General features: G+C 68.1%; 16 protein-coding genes. 7 read left to right on the top strand and 9 right to left on the bottom strand.

Annotation, left to right across the window (positions count from 1 at the left end; all coding sequences use genetic code 11):
* The first annotated feature begins 1 nt into the window (after position 1).
* Positions 2-403 carry a (R)-mandelonitrile lyase gene (locus tag ABT313_RS37485; protein WP_350864080.1) on the top strand — a complete coding sequence of 134 codons (402 nt, stop codon included), beginning with the start codon at positions 2-4 and terminating at the stop codon, positions 401-403.
* On the opposite strand, the gene ABT313_RS37480 is transcribed toward ABT313_RS37485, so the two are convergent.
* A complete protein-coding gene (locus ABT313_RS37480) occupies positions 372-2,642 on the bottom strand; it encodes a HelD family protein (protein WP_350864077.1) in 2,271 nt (756 codons plus the stop codon). The genes ABT313_RS37485 and ABT313_RS37480 overlap by 32 nt on opposite strands.
* A 241-nt stretch (positions 2,643-2,883) precedes the next feature.
* Here ABT313_RS37480 and ABT313_RS37475 point away from each other — a divergent pair, with 241 nt between their 5' ends.
* The 3 genes from ABT313_RS37475 to ABT313_RS37465 are packed head-to-tail and all read left to right on the top strand — an operon-like array spanning position 2,884 to position 5,499.
* Complete coding sequence (locus ABT313_RS37475) at positions 2,884-4,266, top strand: ferredoxin reductase family protein (protein ID WP_350864074.1); 1,383 nt, start codon at positions 2,884-2,886, stop codon at positions 4,264-4,266.
* 4 nt (positions 4,267-4,270) lie between these two features.
* Positions 4,271-4,705: an FMN-binding protein gene (locus tag ABT313_RS37470; protein WP_350864072.1), complete on the top strand. Its 435-nt coding sequence runs from the start codon at positions 4,271-4,273 to the stop codon at positions 4,703-4,705.
* A complete protein-coding gene (locus tag ABT313_RS37465) occupies positions 4,702-5,499 on the top strand; it encodes an FAD:protein FMN transferase (RefSeq protein ID WP_350864069.1) in 798 nt (265 codons plus the stop codon). Before ABT313_RS37470 ends, ABT313_RS37465 begins: the two co-directional genes overlap by 4 nt.
* Here ABT313_RS37465 and ABT313_RS37460 read toward each other — a convergent pair.
* On the bottom strand, positions 5,421-6,002 hold the full coding sequence (locus ABT313_RS37460) for a TetR/AcrR family transcriptional regulator (protein ID WP_350864066.1): 582 nt from the start codon (positions 6,000-6,002) through the stop codon (positions 5,421-5,423). The genes ABT313_RS37465 and ABT313_RS37460 overlap by 79 nt on opposite strands.
* A 73-nt stretch (positions 6,003-6,075) precedes the next feature.
* Between ABT313_RS37460 and ABT313_RS37455 the strand changes: the two genes are divergently transcribed.
* A complete protein-coding gene (locus tag ABT313_RS37455) occupies positions 6,076-6,432 on the top strand; it encodes a DoxX family protein (protein ID WP_350864063.1) in 357 nt (118 codons plus the stop codon).
* Between the two features lie 19 nt (positions 6,433-6,451).
* Here the strand turns inward: ABT313_RS37455 and ABT313_RS37450 are convergent, their stop codons facing one another.
* From ABT313_RS37450 to ABT313_RS37435, 4 genes are all read right to left on the bottom strand, one after another.
* Positions 6,452-7,414, bottom strand: a complete 963-nt coding sequence (locus ABT313_RS37450; RefSeq protein ID WP_350864060.1) for a sialidase family protein — start codon at positions 7,412-7,414, stop codon at positions 6,452-6,454.
* Between the two features lie 403 nt (positions 7,415-7,817).
* Positions 7,818-8,705, bottom strand: coding sequence for a carbohydrate ABC transporter permease (locus tag ABT313_RS37445; protein ID WP_350864057.1), 888 nt, complete (start codon positions 8,703-8,705; stop codon positions 7,818-7,820).
* A 1-nt stretch (position 8,706) separates the two neighbouring features.
* Entirely contained in the window at positions 8,707-9,648 is a 942-nt protein-coding gene (locus ABT313_RS37440) for a carbohydrate ABC transporter permease (RefSeq protein ID WP_350864055.1), read from the bottom strand.
* Positions 9,645-10,991: an extracellular solute-binding protein gene (locus ABT313_RS37435; protein ID WP_350864052.1), complete on the bottom strand. Its 1,347-nt coding sequence runs from the start codon at positions 10,989-10,991 to the stop codon at positions 9,645-9,647. The genes ABT313_RS37440 and ABT313_RS37435 overlap by 4 nt, the downstream gene beginning before the upstream one ends.
* A gap of 268 nt (positions 10,992-11,259) precedes the next feature.
* Between ABT313_RS37435 and ABT313_RS37430 the strand changes: the two genes are divergently transcribed.
* Positions 11,260-13,620, top strand: a complete 2,361-nt coding sequence (locus ABT313_RS37430) for a glycoside hydrolase family 3 N-terminal domain-containing protein (RefSeq protein WP_350864049.1) — start codon at positions 11,260-11,262, stop codon at positions 13,618-13,620.
* Between the two features lie 4 nt (positions 13,621-13,624).
* Positions 13,625-14,695 (top strand): LacI family DNA-binding transcriptional regulator, encoded by a 1,071-nt coding sequence (locus ABT313_RS37425; protein ID WP_350864046.1) that lies wholly within the window; start codon positions 13,625-13,627, stop codon positions 14,693-14,695.
* Here ABT313_RS37425 and ABT313_RS37420 read toward each other — a convergent pair whose 3' ends face one another.
* From ABT313_RS37420 to ABT313_RS37410, 3 genes are read right to left on the bottom strand one after another with little or no spacing between them, the layout of a single operon-like run.
* On the bottom strand, positions 14,696-15,349 hold the full coding sequence (locus ABT313_RS37420) for a hypothetical protein (RefSeq protein WP_350864043.1): 654 nt from the start codon (positions 15,347-15,349) through the stop codon (positions 14,696-14,698).
* The gene (locus ABT313_RS37415) at positions 15,349-16,164 is read right to left on the bottom strand and encodes an ABC transporter ATP-binding protein (protein WP_350864040.1); all 816 of its coding nucleotides are present in this window, start codon (positions 16,162-16,164) and stop codon (positions 15,349-15,351) included. The genes ABT313_RS37420 and ABT313_RS37415 overlap by 1 nt, the downstream gene beginning before the upstream one ends.
* Entirely contained in the window at positions 16,103-17,350 is a 1,248-nt protein-coding gene (locus tag ABT313_RS37410; RefSeq protein ID WP_350864036.1) for an MFS transporter, read from the bottom strand. The genes ABT313_RS37415 and ABT313_RS37410 overlap by 62 nt, the downstream gene beginning before the upstream one ends.
* Positions 17,351-17,368 lie beyond the last annotated feature (18 nt).

Genomic DNA, 17,368 nt, shown 5'->3' with positions numbered 1-17,368 from the left:
CGTGCAGATCCTCCCCAAACCCGCCACCGCCAAAGGTCCGGCCGAGTGGTTCACCGGCGACGTCTGGTTCGACGTGATCGTCCGCGGCGAGGCGCCGTCCCGCGTCCGCGTCAACACCGTCCGCTTCGCACCGGGCGCCCACACCGCCTGGCACCGCCACGCCGCCGGCCAAACCCTCCACGTCACCGAAGGCATCGGCCTCGTCCAGTCCCGCGGCGGCGAAGTCACCGTCATCCGCCCCGGCGACGTCATCTACACCCCACCCGGCGAATGGCACTGGCACGGCGCCTGCCCGGACAACTTCATGACCCACACCGCCATCTGGGAAGGCACCACCACCGACGAACCGGAAACCGAGTGGGGCGACCACGTCACAGACGCGGAGTACGTCGTACCTGAGTGAACACCTCCGGAAGGTTGCCGAGGATGGTCAGGTGTTTGGTGGGGCGGGTGGTGGCTACGTAGAGGTCGGAGGGGCCTTGGGGGGAGTCGGTGAGGATGGTGGAGGGGTCGGCGATGATGACGGCGTCGAACTCGAGGCCTTTGGATTGGGCTACGTCGAGGAGGGCTACCTGGGCGTCGAGGACCGACGGGTCGTGGGTGTGGGCTACGTCCGGTAGGGCGGCGGCGAAGGTGTTGAAGCGGGACGTGGGGACGATGATTGCCACGTGACCGTCGCCGACAGCGTCTTGGGCGGACTTGATTGCGGCTCGGAGTGCGGGTTCGTCGGCGGGGACGTCGAGGATGGTGGGATTGATGCCGGTTCGGCGTACCGAGGTCGGTGGGGTGAGGGTTGGGTCGATGGTGGTGAGGATGTCGGCAGCGACTGCCATGATCTCTGCGGGCGTGCGGTAGTTGACCGTCAGCTCGGCGGTGCGCCAGCGGCGTGGGGCGTAGCGGTCCAGGAGGTCGGACCAGGAGCGGACGCCGGCTGCCGAGCCGGTTTGGGCGATGTCGCCGACCAGGGTCATCGAGCGGCGGGGACAGCGGCGCATGAGCATGCGCCAGTCCATCGCGGACAGCTCCTGTGCCTCGTCGACGATGACATGGCCGAAGACCCAGGTGCGGTCGGAAGCGGCGCGCTCGGCCACCGTGACGGGGTTGTCGATCAGGCGCGTGCGCTGGGCGACGAGGTCCTTGAACTGCTCGATCTCCCACGGCATGATCTCGATCCGCTCGGCGGTCAGCTCGATGTCGATCACGCCGTGCGCGTACTCGCGGTTGGCCTCGACCGCGGCGGCTTCCTCGGCTGCCTGACGGTTGCGTCCGGCAACAATCTCGCCGGTTTCACCCAGCAACTCGGCCGCCTCGTCCAGCAGTGCGACGTCGGACTGCGCCCAGTCCGCCGTCACAGGTCGCAGTACGGCGGCGCGCTCGTCGTCCGTCAGCTGCGGCGCGGCGGCGGCCAATCGGTCCGCCGACGAGAACAGCACGGACACGAGGAGCTGCGGTGTCAGCTCCGGCCAGAGACGGTCGAGCAGCGCCAGGACGCGGTCGTCCTCGGACAGCTCCTTCTCGATGTCCTCGATGTCGACGGCTCCGACGTACTGGCGTCCGATCCGCTCCACGATCTGGTTCGTCAGCGTCTTCAGGATCCGTCGAACGAACAGCGGCCGCGCCCGGTTGTGCTGCTCCCGGGCCGTCAGCGCGCTCTGCTGGGCCTTGCGGATCGCGCTCGGTCGCAGTACCAGCTCGTGCTGGTCGACCTTCAGCTTGATCGGCGCCGCCGGTACGACGCGGAACCGGCTGATCGCCTCCGCGAGTACGCCGGCCATCGCCAGGTCGCCCTTGACCCGCGCGGCCTCGGCCGACTCCGGCGCGGTCGCCGCGACGCCGGGGTACAGCTCGCTGATCGTCGCGAGCACGACATCGGTCTCACCGAGCGAGGGAAGCACCTGGTCGATGTAGCGCAGGAACGTGCTGTTCGGCCCGACGACGAGTACGCCGCTGCGCCCGAGCTGCTCGCGATGCGTGTACAGCAGGTACGCCGCTCGATGCAGCGCCACCACTGTCTTCCCCGTACCCGGACCGCCTTGTACGACGAGGACGCCGGGCAGGCTGGCCCGGATGATCCGGTCCTGCTCGGACTGGATGGTGGCGACGATCTCGTTCATCCGGCCGGTCCGGCTCGCGGTCAGTGACGACAGCAGCGCGGCCTCGCCGATCAGCGTGCTGCGTTCACTGTCACCCAGCGCCTCCAGGTCCAGCAGGTCGTCGTCCACGCCGACGACGTTCCGGCCGTGCAACCGGATGTGCCGGCGGCGTTTGACGCCCAGCGGCTGGGCCGCGGTGGCGCTGTAGAAGACCTGCGCGACCGGTGTCCGCCAGTCGACCAGGATCGGTTCGTAGTCGTCGTCGAACAATCCGATCCGGCCGATGTGGAACTGTTCGCCGGCGGTTTCGTCGATCCGTCCGAAACACAATCCGCGTTCGACCGACGACAACTGTGAGAATCGCCCGGAAAACAGATCCGTGAACGATTCGCGTTCGGTGTAGGCCTGGCCGGTGCCGGTTGTTTCCTCGAGTTGTACCCGGTCGAGTTCGCTCTTGGCTCGTTCCCGCAGGATGTCCAGCCGGTCGTACATCCGGTCCACTTCTCCTTGTTCTGCGGTGATCTCGTCCGCGAGTAGCTGATCCGTCACGCTGCCCCCAAGTGCTCTTGCGAAACCCCGATCGCATCTGCTAATCTATAAACAGATGCCCGAAAGGGCGTCTTTTTTATTGCCCGTACAAACACCCAACAATAGCCATTTCTCCGGCCGCGGGCAACAGCAAACAGCTTTCCTGAAACGACCGCTTCACAGCCGGCTCCCAGGTAAGCCGAAGGTCGTGCTCAGCCGGCGACTCGACACTGAGGTGGATCCGCCACCCCGAGGAGTCGCCATGACCGAGTCGCCCGTCGCCGCGCTGCCTGGCCGGCGGGCCACCATCGACAGCACGGTCCGGACCGCCGCGTTCGTGACGCTGTGGTTGAGCCTGCTGCTGGTCACCTACTGGTGGGTGGCCGGCGGCGGTGTGCAGGAGTTGACCGGATGGGCGACCGGCCTCACGTCACTCGGTCGCCTCACCGGCCTGCTCGCCGCCGCGTTGCTCCTGGCCCAGGTCATCCTGATGGCCCGGGTCCCGATGCTCGAGGCGGCGTACGGGCAGGACCGGCTGGCGCGGATCCATCGCCTGACCGGGTTCACGTCGTTCAACCTGATGCTCGCGCACATCGTCCTGATCACCTGGGGCTACGCTGCGGGGGAGCTGGGGAAGACACCCGCGATGCTGTGGGATCTCACGGTCGACTACCCGGGGATGCTGCTCGCGGTCGCCGGTACGGCGTGCCTGTGCTTGAGCGTGCTGACGAGCGTCAAGGCGGCGCGGCGGCGGATCAGGTACGAGTCGTGGCATCTGCTGCACCTGTACGCCTACCTCGGCGTCGGACTCGCGCTGCCGCACCAGCTGTGGACCGGCCAGGAGTTCCTGGCGTCAACCAGCCGGACCGTGTTCTGGTGGACCGCCTGGGCGGTGGCCGCGGCAACGATCCTGGTCTACCGGATCGGCGTACCGATCTGGCGCAACGCGCGCCACCGCTTGCGCGTCACGGCCGTCGTACCTGAGGCCGATCGAGTCGTCTCCGTCTACGTCACCGGGCGGCGGTTGGACCGGCTTCGGACCGAGGCGGGACAGTTCTTCTCGTGGCGCTTCCTCGGCCGGCCCGGATGGACGCGAGCCAACCCGTACTCGCTGTCCGCTGCTCCGGACGGTCAGCAGCTGCGGATCACCGTCCAGGAAGCGGGAGATGGCAGCGCGGCGCTTCGCGGCGTACGACCGGGCACACGCGTTCTGATCGAGGGACCGTTCGGCCGGTTGAGCGATCGAGCGCGCACCGGGCGGCGGATCGCGCTGATCGGCGCAGGTGTCGGCATCACCCCGTTGCGGGCCCTGGCCGAGGGACTCGACTACGCACCAGGTGACGCCGTACTCATCCAGCGGTACACCGAACACCAGCTGTTCCGGAGCGAGCTGCAAGTGCTCCATCACCAGCGCGGCCTGTCACTGCTCGCCTTGCCCGGGCACCGGCGCAGTCCCGACTCCTGGTTCGGCCCGGTGCCCGGCCACCTCAACGATCTGCAGGCCTTGCGGCACTGGATCCCTGACATCGCCGACCGCGACGTCTACCTGTGCGGACCCGACGCCTGGACCCGCCTCGTCCAACACACCCTCGACGCCGCCGGCCTCCCAGCCGAACGGCTCCACCTCGAAACCTTCAAGTGGTGACAGCGTGAAACGCATCGTGCTCTGGTTCCTCGGTACGGCGTCGGCCGTCGTGCTCATGTTCGGCTACCACACCTCGACCTCCGGACCGCAGGCCACGCCCGTCGCGACCGGCACCTTCACCCCGCAACCCTCGACGTCACCATCGTCAGCCCAGCCGTCGGCGGGGACTTCGACGGTGACGGGTGACGTGGCGCAGACGCAGTGGGGACCGGTGCAGGTCCAGCTCACCCTGCAGAGCGGCAAGATCACCGCCGTCAGCGTTCCGCAGTACCCGAACGGGAATCACCGCGACGCCGAGATCAACGAGTACGCCCTGCCGATCCTGATCAACGAAACCGTCCAGGCCCAGAGCGCCAAGATCGACATGGTCAGCGGCGCGACGGTGACCAGCGACGGCTACATCCGTTCACTGCAAAGCGCCTTGGACCAGGCCGGATGACGACCCGGTACGTCGAACACGTGATGGGCATGCCGATCAGCCTGGCGCTGCGCGGCCGGCACGCCGACGACGACCGTGCCGCCCAGGCAAGGGACAGCGTCCTCGAATCCCTCCGCGCAGCCGACCGGATCTTCAGCACGTACCGCGAGGACTCGTACGTCTCCCGCTTGAACCGCGGCGAGCTGGCCGTCGCGGACTGTCCACCGGAGGTCGCCGAGGTACTCGCCCTCGGCGAGCAGGCACGGCTCCAGTCCGGCGGCGCCTTCGACGTACGGCGTGATGCAGGCCTGGATCCGAGCGGCGTAGTGAAGGGCTGGGCCGTCGAACGGGCCGCGCACGCGCTCAATGGACTGCCCGGCACGGACTACTGCCTCTCCGCCGGCGGCGACATGACGTGCCGGGTCAGCGCTCCGCATTCGCCGGCCTGGCGGATCGGGATCGAGGACCCGCACGACCCGGACAAACTGGTTGCCGTCGTACCGATCCGCAACGGCGCGATCGCCACCTCTGCCCTGCACCGCCGCGGTGATCACATCACCGATGCCCGCAGTGGTACGACGCCGACCGCGCTCGCGTCGGTGACCGTCGTACACCGGTCGCTCAGGCAGGCCGACATCGACGCCACCGCCGCGTTCGCGCTCGGAGCCGACGCGCTCGACTGGCTGCAGACACGTCCGGGTCGCACCGGCCTGATAGTCCTCGCCGACGGGACCCGTCAGGTCTTCGGCGACAGAACGCGGGAGATGACCTCGCCGACCATGCTTCGCGGAATGGGGCGGTGGGCAACGAAGTGACGGTAGAAGAACGGGCTGGAGAGCAGGTCGGTGGTCAGCTCGGGATCGGTGTCAGGCCCTAGCTCGCCCCGCTCGCGGCCGCGGGCCAGGACGGCGAGCATCGGCTCGCGGCGGCGGTTGGTGAGGTCGGTGTGCAGTTTCGAGAGCGCGGGGTCGTGCTCGGCTGCGTCGATGAACGCTGCCAGCAGCCGGGGGAACGGCGTCCGCTCGAGCATCGTCACGAACGCGTTCAGGATCTCCGCGACATCGGAGACCACGGACCCGGTGTCCGGCGCCGGGAACGGACGGAAGGTGGCGTCCATCGCGTCGACCAGCAGCGCGCCGGTGGTCGGCCAGCGCCGGTAGAGCGTCGCCTTGCTCGCACCGGCCCGCCGCGCGACCGCCTCCATCGTGAAGCCGGCCAGACCGGCGTCGTCCAGCACGTCGAGAGCGGCGGTCAGCATGCGCTGCCGCGCGCCGTCGCCGCGGGTCGCCCGGTTGGCACTGACGCTGCGATCGTCCATTGAACCTCCTCGATCGAGACGCTATCGTACCGATAGAGAAGAGTACGGATCCGTTTCGATAGCAGGTGATCCGATGAGGAGCAGCGCGTACTGGGCGATCACGACGGTCGTCGTGGGGGAGTGTGCCGTCGGCGGCGCCATGGACCTGTTCCGGCTGCCGCCGTTCTACCCGATGATGATCGACCTCGGATACCCGAGCTACCTGGCCACGATCCTCGGTACGGCGAAGCTGATCGCCGCGGTGATCGTGCTGGCGCCCGGGCTGCCGAGGCTGAAGGAATGGGCGTACGCCGGCGTCCTGATCAACATGATCGGCGCCGCGGCCTCGAACGCCGCGGCACACCGGTACTCCGGGATGATCGCCCCGACCGCGTTCGCCGTACTGGCGCTCGCGTCGTGGGCGACCAGACCCCGGAGCAGGCGTATCTAACGGTTGAAGTTTCCGGCCGTCAGCCGAGCGAGATGATCCCCGCCTCGACCGGCCCGGACTTGCCGTACTGCGCTCCCGTGATGACGAAGACCAGGCCACGGTTCTCCGGGGCTCCGGGGCCGTCCAACGGGATGGTGAACCGGCTGTAGCCGGCCGGCATCGGCGACGAGAACCGCGTCCATGCCCCAGGGGCGCCGAGTTCGCGGTTGATGAAGAAGTCCTGGTCGTCGTTGCCGGTGACAACGATCGTCCCGTTCACACCTCCCGACTGCGACCACGACACGACGGGGGCCCCGTTCGGGGCGGAGCCGTTGTGGTCGAGGAGCGGGATGTCCGGGGAGAACCGGAACGACTCCGGATCCTTCGCGATCCGGTAGTGCACGTGGTACGAGTAGTTGTCCTGATCGGGGTTCTCCGGGTCGTCCGGCTCCCCGAATTCGTAGGTCATGATCCACAGGTCGCCCTTCAGCCGTGCGACTGTGGTCATGCCGGGCCGCTCGGCGTAGGCGGTTCCGGTCGCGTCGTCGACGATCGGACCCCAGGTGCGGAGGTCCTTGCTGGTCTGGTGGGCGAGCTTCTGGCCGAAGTTGGGGTCTCGTTGGTCGGAGTAGTAGCAGATCAGGTTGTCGTTGTGCAGCAGCAGGAACGGCTCCCACACGGGGGTTGCGCCGTTCGTCGTGTTCGCCGGTCCGCCCTGGGCCACCGTGCTCAGGAACTGCCACGTGAGGCCGCTGTCCGTGCTGGCGTACAGCTGGATGTTCGTGCTGCCGAAGTTCGTTCCGAGCCAGTTGCAGGCGAAAAGAAGCGCGCCCTTCGGAAGACCGGCGAACGCGCGGGGAAGTTCGTAGAGGAACGGCTGCAGATACACCCCGGACGCCGTACCGGCATCGGGGACGCTGCTCTGCTTGGCCCAGGTGCGGCCGTCGTCTTCACTGCGATACAGCGGGAACCCCGGTCCGCCGCCTTGGTAGGTCGCGAGCATGCTCTGCGACTTGCCAGGTGGCGCGGTGCTCAGGCGAACGGCGCGAGCGTAGGACGTGCGCCCACCTTGACCCGCCACGACGACGGGTCCGAACGGCGACTCCCCACCGGGTTTGCCCGGAATACCGGCCGGGCCCGGGTCTGCGAATGCCGGTCCTGCAAGCCCCAGGCCTACACCCGCCGCCGCAGCTGCGCTCGCACCGAGAAACACTCGGCGGGACAGCTGCGGCGTCGGGCTGGTCGAGCTACTCACAGGCGTATGGCGATGCTGCACTGGTGCCTCCCTGTTGATCCCCCCGCCACGCACGTCGATGCGCGTGACTCCGTAAGGGGGTGTTCGCACGACAGTTCTGACTGGCGCGTTCGCCCGGCCGGCGCTCGCTGGCCGGGCGAGCCGGCCCGATCTAGCGGCTGAAGCCCGCGGTCAGGCCGGAGAGCAGTTGCCGTCGGCTGACGGCGTACAGGATGACGATCGGGAGCGTGGTGAGGACGACCGACGCGAGGACCGCCGGGACGTTGACGCTGTACTGGCCCTGGAATGTCCACAGTGCCAACGGAAGCGTGCGCTTGTCCGGGCTCTGGGTCAGGATCAGCGGCAGCAGGAACCCGTTCCAGACGGCGAGACCGTTGTAGATGCTCACGGTCACCAGCGCCGGCCGGGTCAGCGGGAACGCGAGCGTGCGGAGCATGCCCCACTCGGTCGCGCCGTCCACCCGCATCGACTCGAACAGCTCCTTCGGTACGTCGCGGATGAAGTTCGACAGCACCAGCACCGACAGCGGGATCGAGAACGCCACGGACGGCAGGATCAGCGCGAGCAGGCTGTCGTACAGGTGCATCTTGATGATCAGCAGGTAGACCGGGATGATCGTCGCCTGCAGCGGGATCGCGAGCCCCATCAGGAACATGCCGTTGACAGCGCCGAGGAACTTGCTGCCGGCGCCGCGGATGATCGCGTACGCCGCCATGAACGAGATCCCGACCGCCGGGATGATCGTGCCGATGGTGACGATCACGCTGTTGATGAAGTACCGCGGGAAGTCTGACTCGATGACCAGCTTGTAGTTCTCCGATGTCGGTGCGGACGGCAGGGCGAACGGGTTCTGGGTGAAGTAGTCGCTCTGGTCCTTGAAGCTGGTGACGACGATCCAGTACAGCGGGATCACCACGATCGCCAGCCAGATCCAGCCGGCCAGTCCGCCGAACCAGTTCAGCTGCAGCAGTTTGTGTGCGCGCACGGGGCCGCCACGCGAGCGGCGGGCCGTCGTACCTGTGGTCGTTGCGACTGCCATGTCACGCACCTTCCTGCTGGCTGGCCGTCGTACTGCCGCCGAGCCGCCGCAGGATCAGCGCGAGCGCAAGGCCGAGCAGCACGATGATGGAGGCAATCACGCTGGCGGGACCCATCTGGTTGGACATGAAGCCGCGCTTGTACATGTCGAGGGCCAGCACCCGGGTGGCGTCGCCGGGACCGCCCGCGGTCAGCACGAAGATCAGGTCGAAGAAGGTCAGCGAGCCGACCACCATCAGGGTCGACGACGTGATGATCGTGTACTTCAGCTGCGGCACGGTGATGCTGAAGAACTGGCGGATCCGGCCGGCGCCGTCGATCGAGGCCGCCTCGTACATCGTCGTCGGGATCTGCCGTACGCCGCCTTGGTAGATCAGCGAGTGGAACGGGATGAACTGCCACGACACGATGAAGATCACCACGCCGATGGCGAGGTTGCTCTTGCCGAGCCAGTCCTGGGTGAGGAAGCCGATGTGCAGACCCGCACCGAGGCCGAAGTTCGGATCGAGCAAGGCCTTGTAGGTGATCGCGATCGCGGCCGAGCTGAGCAGCAGCGGGATGAAGTACAGGACGGCGAGGAAAGCGCGATACCGCTGGCGGCCGGCCAGGAAGGTCCCGAGCAGCAGGCTCATCGGAGTCTGCACCGCCCACGACAGGATCATGATCTCGAAGGTCACCAAGACGCTGTGCCACGTCTGCGGATCGGACAGCACCGAGCGCCAGTTCGCGAGCCCGTTCGCGTGGATCGGGCCCAGGCCGTCCCACTGGGTGAAGCTGAGCACGACCACGCCGACCAGCGGCACGACCCCGAACACGACGAACAGAACCAGCGCGGGCAGCACCATCCAGGCGACCGGACCGCTCCGCCCGACGCGGGAATCCCCGGCGCCGGACGAGACATTGCGGCCCGTCGTCGGGGCGACGGGCGGAGCGGTTACAGTCACTGGCCGATCACCGCGTTCATGTTGTCGGCGAACTGCTGCGGGGAGATCGACAGCTGGAACAGCTTGGCGATGTTGTCGAGCAGGGTCTCGGCCTGGGTCGGGCTGAGGGCCTGGTCCCACGACTGGGCGAAGTTCTTCGCGTTCGCCGCGGTGTCGTAGACGAAGTTCAGCCACTCGGAGTCGTTCTTGTCGGTGATCGAGGCGAGCTTGTCCTTCGCGCTCTTCACGACCGGGATGTTGCCGGACTTCACCCAGGCGTCCACCGTGGCGTCGTCGAGGGTGTTGTTCGCGATGAACTTCTTCGCGTTGTCCTTGTCGGCCTGGCTCGCCTTGGACGAGATCGACATGTACTGACCCGGGTTGCCGACGGTGTCGGACGGGTCGCCCTTGCCGCCGTCGACCGGCGGGAAGTTCATGTACCCGAGGTGGCCGCCGGTGACGAAGTCCTTGCCGGACGACTTCATGTTGCCGTAGGTCCACGCGCCGTGCAGCATCATCGCGGCCTTGCCGGTGTAGAGCAGGGCCTGGTCGGCGTTGGAGTCGGCGGTGATCGAGGAGAAGCCCTTCACGAAGCCGTTCGCCTTGATCAGCTTCTGCATCTCGTCGAGCGCCTTGAGCGCGGACGGGTCGGACCAGCCGTCCTTCTTGCCGTCGTAGATGTTCTGGAAGACCTCGCTGCCGCCGATCCGGTCGAACAGGAACTCCAGCCACATCATGTTGGTCCAGCGGGACTGGCCGCCGAGCGAGAACGGCGCGATGCCCTTCTCGTTGAACTTCGGCACCAGGTCCATGATGTCGCCCCACGACTGCGGCGGCTGGGCGCCGATCTTCTCGAACGAGCGCTTGTCGTAGAACAGCACGATCGGCGTCACGGTCTCACCGGGCACCGCGTAGAGCTTGCCGTTGACGGTGGCCGCCGTGAACGCGGACGGGAAGATCGAGTTCTTCAGGTCGGTCTGCTGGTTGAACCAGTCGGTCAGGTCCTCGACCTGGTTGGCCTCGACGTACGACTTCAGGCCGCCGCCGCCCCAGCCCCAGATCAGCGTCGGGCCCTGGCCGGCGCCGATCGCGGTCTTGATCTTCGCCTTGAACGCGTCGTTCTGGAACTCGGTGGTCTTGATCTTGCTGTTGGGGTTCGCGTCGTTGAACCGCTTGACCTGCGCCTCCCGGATGCCCTGCTGCGGCTGACCGGTGAGGAACCAGTAGGTCGTGCCGCTGCCGGCCGCCGCTCCGGTGGTGGAACCGGGCGTGCTCTTAGGGCCGGAGCTGCCGCAGGCGGCAAGGCCGGCCGCCAAAGCGCCGCCACCGACGAGACCTAGGAAGGTACGTCGGGATGTCGTCATGGGATCCACTGTGATCTCCGTACTCCGTGCTGCCCCCACAGGTTGCGGAAGGCACCTGCCGATGTGACTTGTTTTCGAAACATAGATTTCGTAGATGTTGCTGTCAAGACTTGAACAAAGGGGACTTTGGGGTCACAGTGAGGTCACGCAATCGCCTGCTGAGCAGGCGATTCACAGCTCAACGGCGGATCGCCAAGGTCGACAGGTGAGCTTCGAAAACTTTTCGATAATTGCTCACCGAAAAGAACGATCATCAAGGGAGATTTTCTTGTCCATCTCGACTGACCGGCCCTGGCGCGACCCGGCGCTCCCTGCCGCCGAGCGGGTCGGGCTGCTGTTGCAGGCGATGACGCTGGAGGAGAAGGTCGCCCAGTTGGGCAGCCGCTGGGCCGGCAACGACATGGCCGACAGCGAAGTACCCGAGGACGAGGCACTCAACGTCGCGCCGATGGAAGACGTCTTCTCGGCCGGCGGAACACAGTCGCTGGAGGATGCGAGCCGCGACGGCCTCGGCCACCTCACCCGGGTCTGGGGCAGCTACCCGCTGTCGGTCGAGCAGGGCATCGCCGAGGTGATCCGGCAGCACGAGGTGGTGCTGAAGAACTCACGGCTCGGCATCCCCGCACTGGTCCACGAGGAGTGCCTGACCGGCTTCACGACGTACGGCGCGACCGTGTATCCGGCGTCGATCGCTTGGGGCGCGACGTTCGACCCGTCACTGGTCGAGCGGATGGCAGCCGCGATCGGACGCGACATGGCCGCCGTCGGCGTACACCAGGGGCTGTCGCCCGTGCTCGACGTGGTCCGCGACTACCGCTGGGGCCGTGTCGAGGAGACGATCGGCGAAGACCCTTACCTGGTAGGGATCCTGGGCTCGGCGTACGTGCGCGGTCTGCAGAGCGCCGGCGTGCTCGCGACACTGAAACACTTCGCCGGGTACTCCGCCTCCCGCGCCGGCCGCAACCACGGCCCGGTGTCGATGGGCCGGCGCGAGCTGCTCGACATCATCCTGCCGACGTTCGAGACCGCGATTGCGACGGCCGGCGCCGCGTCGGTGATGAGCTCGTACGCCGATATCGACGGACTGCCCGCCAGCGCGGACTCGTGGCTGTTCACGGACGTACTGCGCGGTGAATGGGGCTTCGGCGGGACGGTCGTCTCGGACTACTGGGCGGTGCCGTTCCTGGCGTCGATGCACCGGGTTGCCGCGGACGACGCGGACGCCGGTGCGCTGGCGTTGACGGCCGGGACCGATGTCGAGTTGCCGGACACGATCGGGTTCGCCGGGCTGGTCGACAAGGTGAGGTCGGGCGAGGTGTCCGAGGAGCTCGTCGACCGGGCGGCGCGGAGGTTGCTGCTGCAGAAGGTCGAGCTCGGACTGCTCGACGAGGACTGGACGCCGGAGGGTTCGGTGCAGGCGTCCGTCGAGCTGGACTCGACGGAGAACCGTGCGATTGCCGCCGAGCTGGCCGAGAAGTCGGTGGTGCTGCTGGACGCGGGGTCGGCTCTACCGTTGGCCGGACCCACGAAGGTCGCGGTGGTCGGCCCGTGCGCCGACGACGCGCGGTCGCTGATGGGGTGTTACGCCTTCCCGAACCACGTTCTTCCGCGCTACCCGGACCGAGGGCTGGGGATCGAGATCCCGACCGTGCTCGATGCCCTGCGCAACGAGCTGGCCGGCGCCGAGCTGTCGCACGTGAAGGGCTGCGGGTTCACCGGCGACGACCGCTCCGGGATCGCGGCGGCCGTCGCCGCGGCGCAGGACTCGGAGCTTTGTATCGCGGTCCTGGGCGACCTGTCCGGTCTGTTCGGGCACGGCACGTCCGGCGAAGGGTGCGACGCGGAGGACCTGCGGTTGCCCGGCGTACAAGGCGAGCTACTCGATGCGCTGCTCGGCACCGGGAAGCCGGTCGTCCTGGTAGTGGTTTCGGGGCGTCCGTATGCGCTCGGCGAGTTCGCGGACCGGACCGCCGGGCTCGTGCAGGCGTTCATTCCGGGGCAGGCAGGCGCGGCCGCGATCGCCGGTGTGCTGAGCGGGCGGATCGTGCCGAGCGGGAAGCTGCCGGTCCAGATTCCGCGGCATGTCGGCGGCCAGCCCGGTACGTATCTGCAGCCGGCCCTCGGCAGTGTGGAGAGTGCCGGGATCAGCGGCCTCGAGGCCCGCCCGTTGTACCCGTTCGGCTACGGCGCGTCGTACACGAGCTTCGAGGTCGGCGACCTGCGGCTCAGCGCGGCGGAGATCGCGAACGACGGCGAGTTCACCGCGACGGTGCGGGTCCGGAACACCGGCGACCGCGCCGGGGACGAGGTTGTGCAGTTGTATCTGCGCGATGTCGTCGCGCGGGTCGCGCGGCCGTTGAAGCTACTGACCGGGTTCGCGCGGGTCTCGCTCGAGCCGGGGCAAGCGGTCGAGGTCACGTTCCAGGTGCACGCGGATCGCACGGCGTACACCGGCCCGGATTTGAGACGGATCGTCGAGCCCGGGGACTTCGAAGTGATGATGGGCACGTCGTCGGTGGACCTGCCGTGTCGTGCTTCGGTGCGGATCACCGGGGATGTGAGGGTGGTGGGACACGACCGGGTCCTGACGACGCCGGTGACGATCGCAGCGGATCCAGGAGGAGGGTGACCAGATGACTCGGTTGAAGGGTCGCGTCACCCTGGCGACGGTGGCCGGGTCCGCCGGCGTCTCGGTCGCCACGGTCTCGAAGGTGCTGAACGGGCGCAGCGACGTCTCGCCCGGCACCCGCGCGCGCGTCCAGGAGATCCTGGAGCGGCACGGGTACGTCGGTCGCCGCCCGGAGCCCGTGCAGCGGGACACGGTAGAGCTGTTCTACCAGGGCGTGGTCAACGCCTACTCGGTCGAGGTGATCCAGGGCGTCGTCGAGGCCGGGCAGGCAGCCGGTGTCGATGTCGTGCTGAACTCCCGGCCGAAGCATCCGCCGAGCGCCGAGACGAACAGGATGGCGGCCGCGAACACGGGCCGGGCGGCGCGCTGGATCCGGGAGCTGATCGCCAGCGGCCGGCGGGCCGCGATAGGCCTCACCAGCGAGTTGTCCGACGCCGATCTGTCCGCGCTGGCCCGGGCTCGAGTGCCGTTGGTGGTCATAGACCCGGCGAACACGCCGGAGCCCGAGGTGACCAGCGTCGGCTCCACCAACTTCGCCGGCGGGATGGTTGCGGCGCAGCACCTGCTGTCGTTGGGGCACCGGCGGATCGCGTACGTCGGCGGCCAGCCGACCTCCGGGTGCAACCGGGCCCGGATGAGCGGCTTCCGCAGCGCGATGGACGCGGTCGGCGCGACGGTGCCGTCGGAGTACGTCTGGCTGAGCGACTTCCTGTACGACGACGGTGTCGCCGGCGGCTCCTCGATGCTGGACCTGCGGGACCGGCCGACCGCGATCTTCGCCGGCAGTGACGAGGTCGCGCTCGGGATCCTCGAGGCCGCGCGGGCGCGCGGTCTGCGGGTGCCCGAGGACCTCAGCCTGGTCGGTTTCGACGACACCGAGGTGGCCCGGCTCGCGTCGCCGCCGCTGACCACGGTGCGGCAGCCGCTGCGCGAGATGGGCGCGGTCGCGCTTCGCACGGCGATGCAGCTGGCCGCCGGCGAGCAGGTCGCCTCGCACCACGTCGAGCTGGCGACGACCCTGATCGTCCGCGGCTCGGCGGCGCCGCTCGAGCTGTCGTCGGTCGCGGCCTCCTGATCATTCCTTCCGGTCCGCGAGGGCCTTCGTCACGAACACCGCGGCGACCAGCAACACCACGGACAGCGCAGCGAGAAGCGTCAGCGGTACGGCGTTGGCACCCGCCGCCTTGTCGTCCGACAGCACGGTCATGATCGGGCGGATCGGGGAGATCCAGCGCAGCAGCAGTACGGCGAGGATCGCGGCGGCCGCGGTCAGCATCGCGATGCCGATCCGCCGGATCACCAGCCGCGAGCACAACAGCCCGATCGCCGCGCCGATCAGCGCCGCGCCGAGCTGTGCGGCCGCACCGACCGCGATCTCGCCCGCGGTCACGACATGCTTCCCGGTGACGATCGGGTAGATCAACCCGATGATCACCAGCGGCACGCACCATGTCACGACGACCGCGACCGTGGTTGCCAGCACTCGCAGCGAGCTCCCCATCGTCACGACCGTGATCTGCCGCTGCGTCGGGTCCTCGTGATTCACGATGCTCACGGTCAACCACGTCGTACAGACCAGCATCGCGAGCACGCAGAACGCGTACGACGACTGCAGCGGGCCGTTGTCGGACGTCGTACCGACTGCCATTGCGGCCAGGAAGATCAGCGTCGGCGGGAGGTAGCGCTGGGAGAGCAGGACGCTTGTCAGCAGGTAGCGGTACAGGGCCATCACTCGGACCTCACTTGGCGAACCGTCGTGACCGACCAGCCGTGTTGCAGTGCCGTCAGCAGCGCAGCGTCGTGGCGACCGGTCGGCAGCATCACCGTGATGCCGGCCTCGTGCGGTCGGACTTCGACGACGTCCGGGTACCGCGACCAGTCGATCGCCGCGCCCGGGACCATCGAGATCTCGGTCAAACTTGTCTGATGGGTGAGAGCGGCCAGCCGGCCGTGCTCGATCTCGCAGACGCGGGTCGCCGTCGACCGGACCACCTGGGCCGAATGCTCGGTGAACGCGACCGCCGCGCCTTGCGCAGCGGTCTCGGTGAGGAGCTCGCGCAACGTCGAGTGGGCGGTCGCGTCCAGACCGGCCCACGGCTCATCGAGGACGAGGAGCTCAGGTTGTCTGAGGAGTGCTTGAGCGAGCGCGACCTTCTGCGCGTTGCCCTTCGACAGCTTCCGCATTGGGGTGTCCGCGCCGCCGGAGAGTGCGAGCCGATCCAGTAGCTCGTCAGCGCGGGTTTGCGCTGCACTCGTGCTGAGTCCGCGGATCCGTCCCATGTGCCTCAGGTACGCGGACGCGGACAGGCGATCGTGCGAGGCAAACACATCCGGGACGTAGCTGACGACGCCAGCGGTACGGTGCACCGATCCTGCCGTCGGCCGGGACAAGCCGACCATCAACTTGAGGACTGTGGACTTGCCGGAGCCGTTCGCGCCGACCAGTGCCAGCAGCTCGCCCCCGTTCACCTGCAGGTCGACGTCAGCCAGGATCTCCCGCCGCCCGTACCGTTTCGAAACTTTCCGCAGCCGGACCACTTCCATGCCGCGAGCCTATCGAGCCGACGGGCCGCATCACCCGGGACAGCGGGCGGGTGAGGATCGCGGACACGATCAGGGAAGCGGCCGCGAAAGCCGTCATCGCCGGCGCGGCCGAGGTCAGGTCGGCCAGCGCGCCAGCCAGGATCGCTACCACGCCGAACGTCGTACCGCGCAGCGCCGACTCCAGCCCGAGCACCTGTCCGCGCAGCTCCGCCGGGGTGAGGTCGACGAGAACCTCCTGCTGGGCAAGGGATGCCGAGTAGCCGAAGCTGCCGACGGCGACGAGTACGCAGAGCACAGCGATCGGCAACTGGAACGCGAAACCCAAGAAGGGTACGGCGAGCATGAACCGGAGCCAACGGGCCGCGACCCGGCGGCTCTTGCGGGTGAGGAACCGGCCGACAGTGAGATCACCGCTCATCATCCCGGCGGCGCCCGCGGCGAGCAGCCAGCCCGCGCGAGGTCCGGCGTACGGAACGAAGAGGGCCTCGCAGCCGACGACCAGGCCGTTGGGAAGTGTCAGCGCGAGCAGCAGCGGACGGATCCGCTTCTGGGCGAGCAGCGTGCGGTTGCCCCGCCAGGTCTCGGCGAGACCGGTCCGCGCGACCCGGCGCGGCGGACGATCCTGCAGGCCGAACCGGACGACCGGTACGGCGAGGGTCGCGAAGCCGGTCGCGATCCAGAGGACGGTGGACGGGCTGACGGCCTGGAGCAGAATGCCCGCGATGCCGAAGCCGGCGATCTGCATCGCACCGACGGACAGGTTCATCGCGGACCGGCCGAGGATGAACTGCTCGTCGTGCACGACTTCACCGAGCAGCCCGTAGCGGACACCCGCGCCGATCGACAGCCCGTATGCGAGCGTGAGCGAGAGAATCAGACGCAGCGCGGGGGAGAGGTCGAGCGCCGCTTGGATGCCGACCGCAACGGCCGATCCGGTCGCGAGCAGCGTGAGGATCTGCCGGGGCCGGGCGGTGTCCGCGGCCGACATCAGCGTCGAGACACCGAGCACCTGGGCGAGCGACGGACCGAACATGATCATCGCCGCGAGCAGCGCGGAACCGGTCGTGGCATCGACCACGATCGCCAGCGTCAGGCTGGTCATCGTCGAGGCCGCGTTGCCGAGCGCGCTGCCGATCCACAGGTTGCGGAACTCGCGGTTGGCGAAGATCTGGGTGTACGTGCTCATGGCAGGGAGCATCGACCG

It is taken from the genome of Kribbella sp. NPDC000426, from assembly GCF_040300265.1.
Classification (GTDB): domain Bacteria; phylum Actinomycetota; class Actinomycetes; order Propionibacteriales; family Kribbellaceae; genus Kribbella.
The sequence above is the reverse complement of the archived record's forward strand: the minus strand, read 5'-3'. Positions and strand labels throughout refer to the sequence as shown.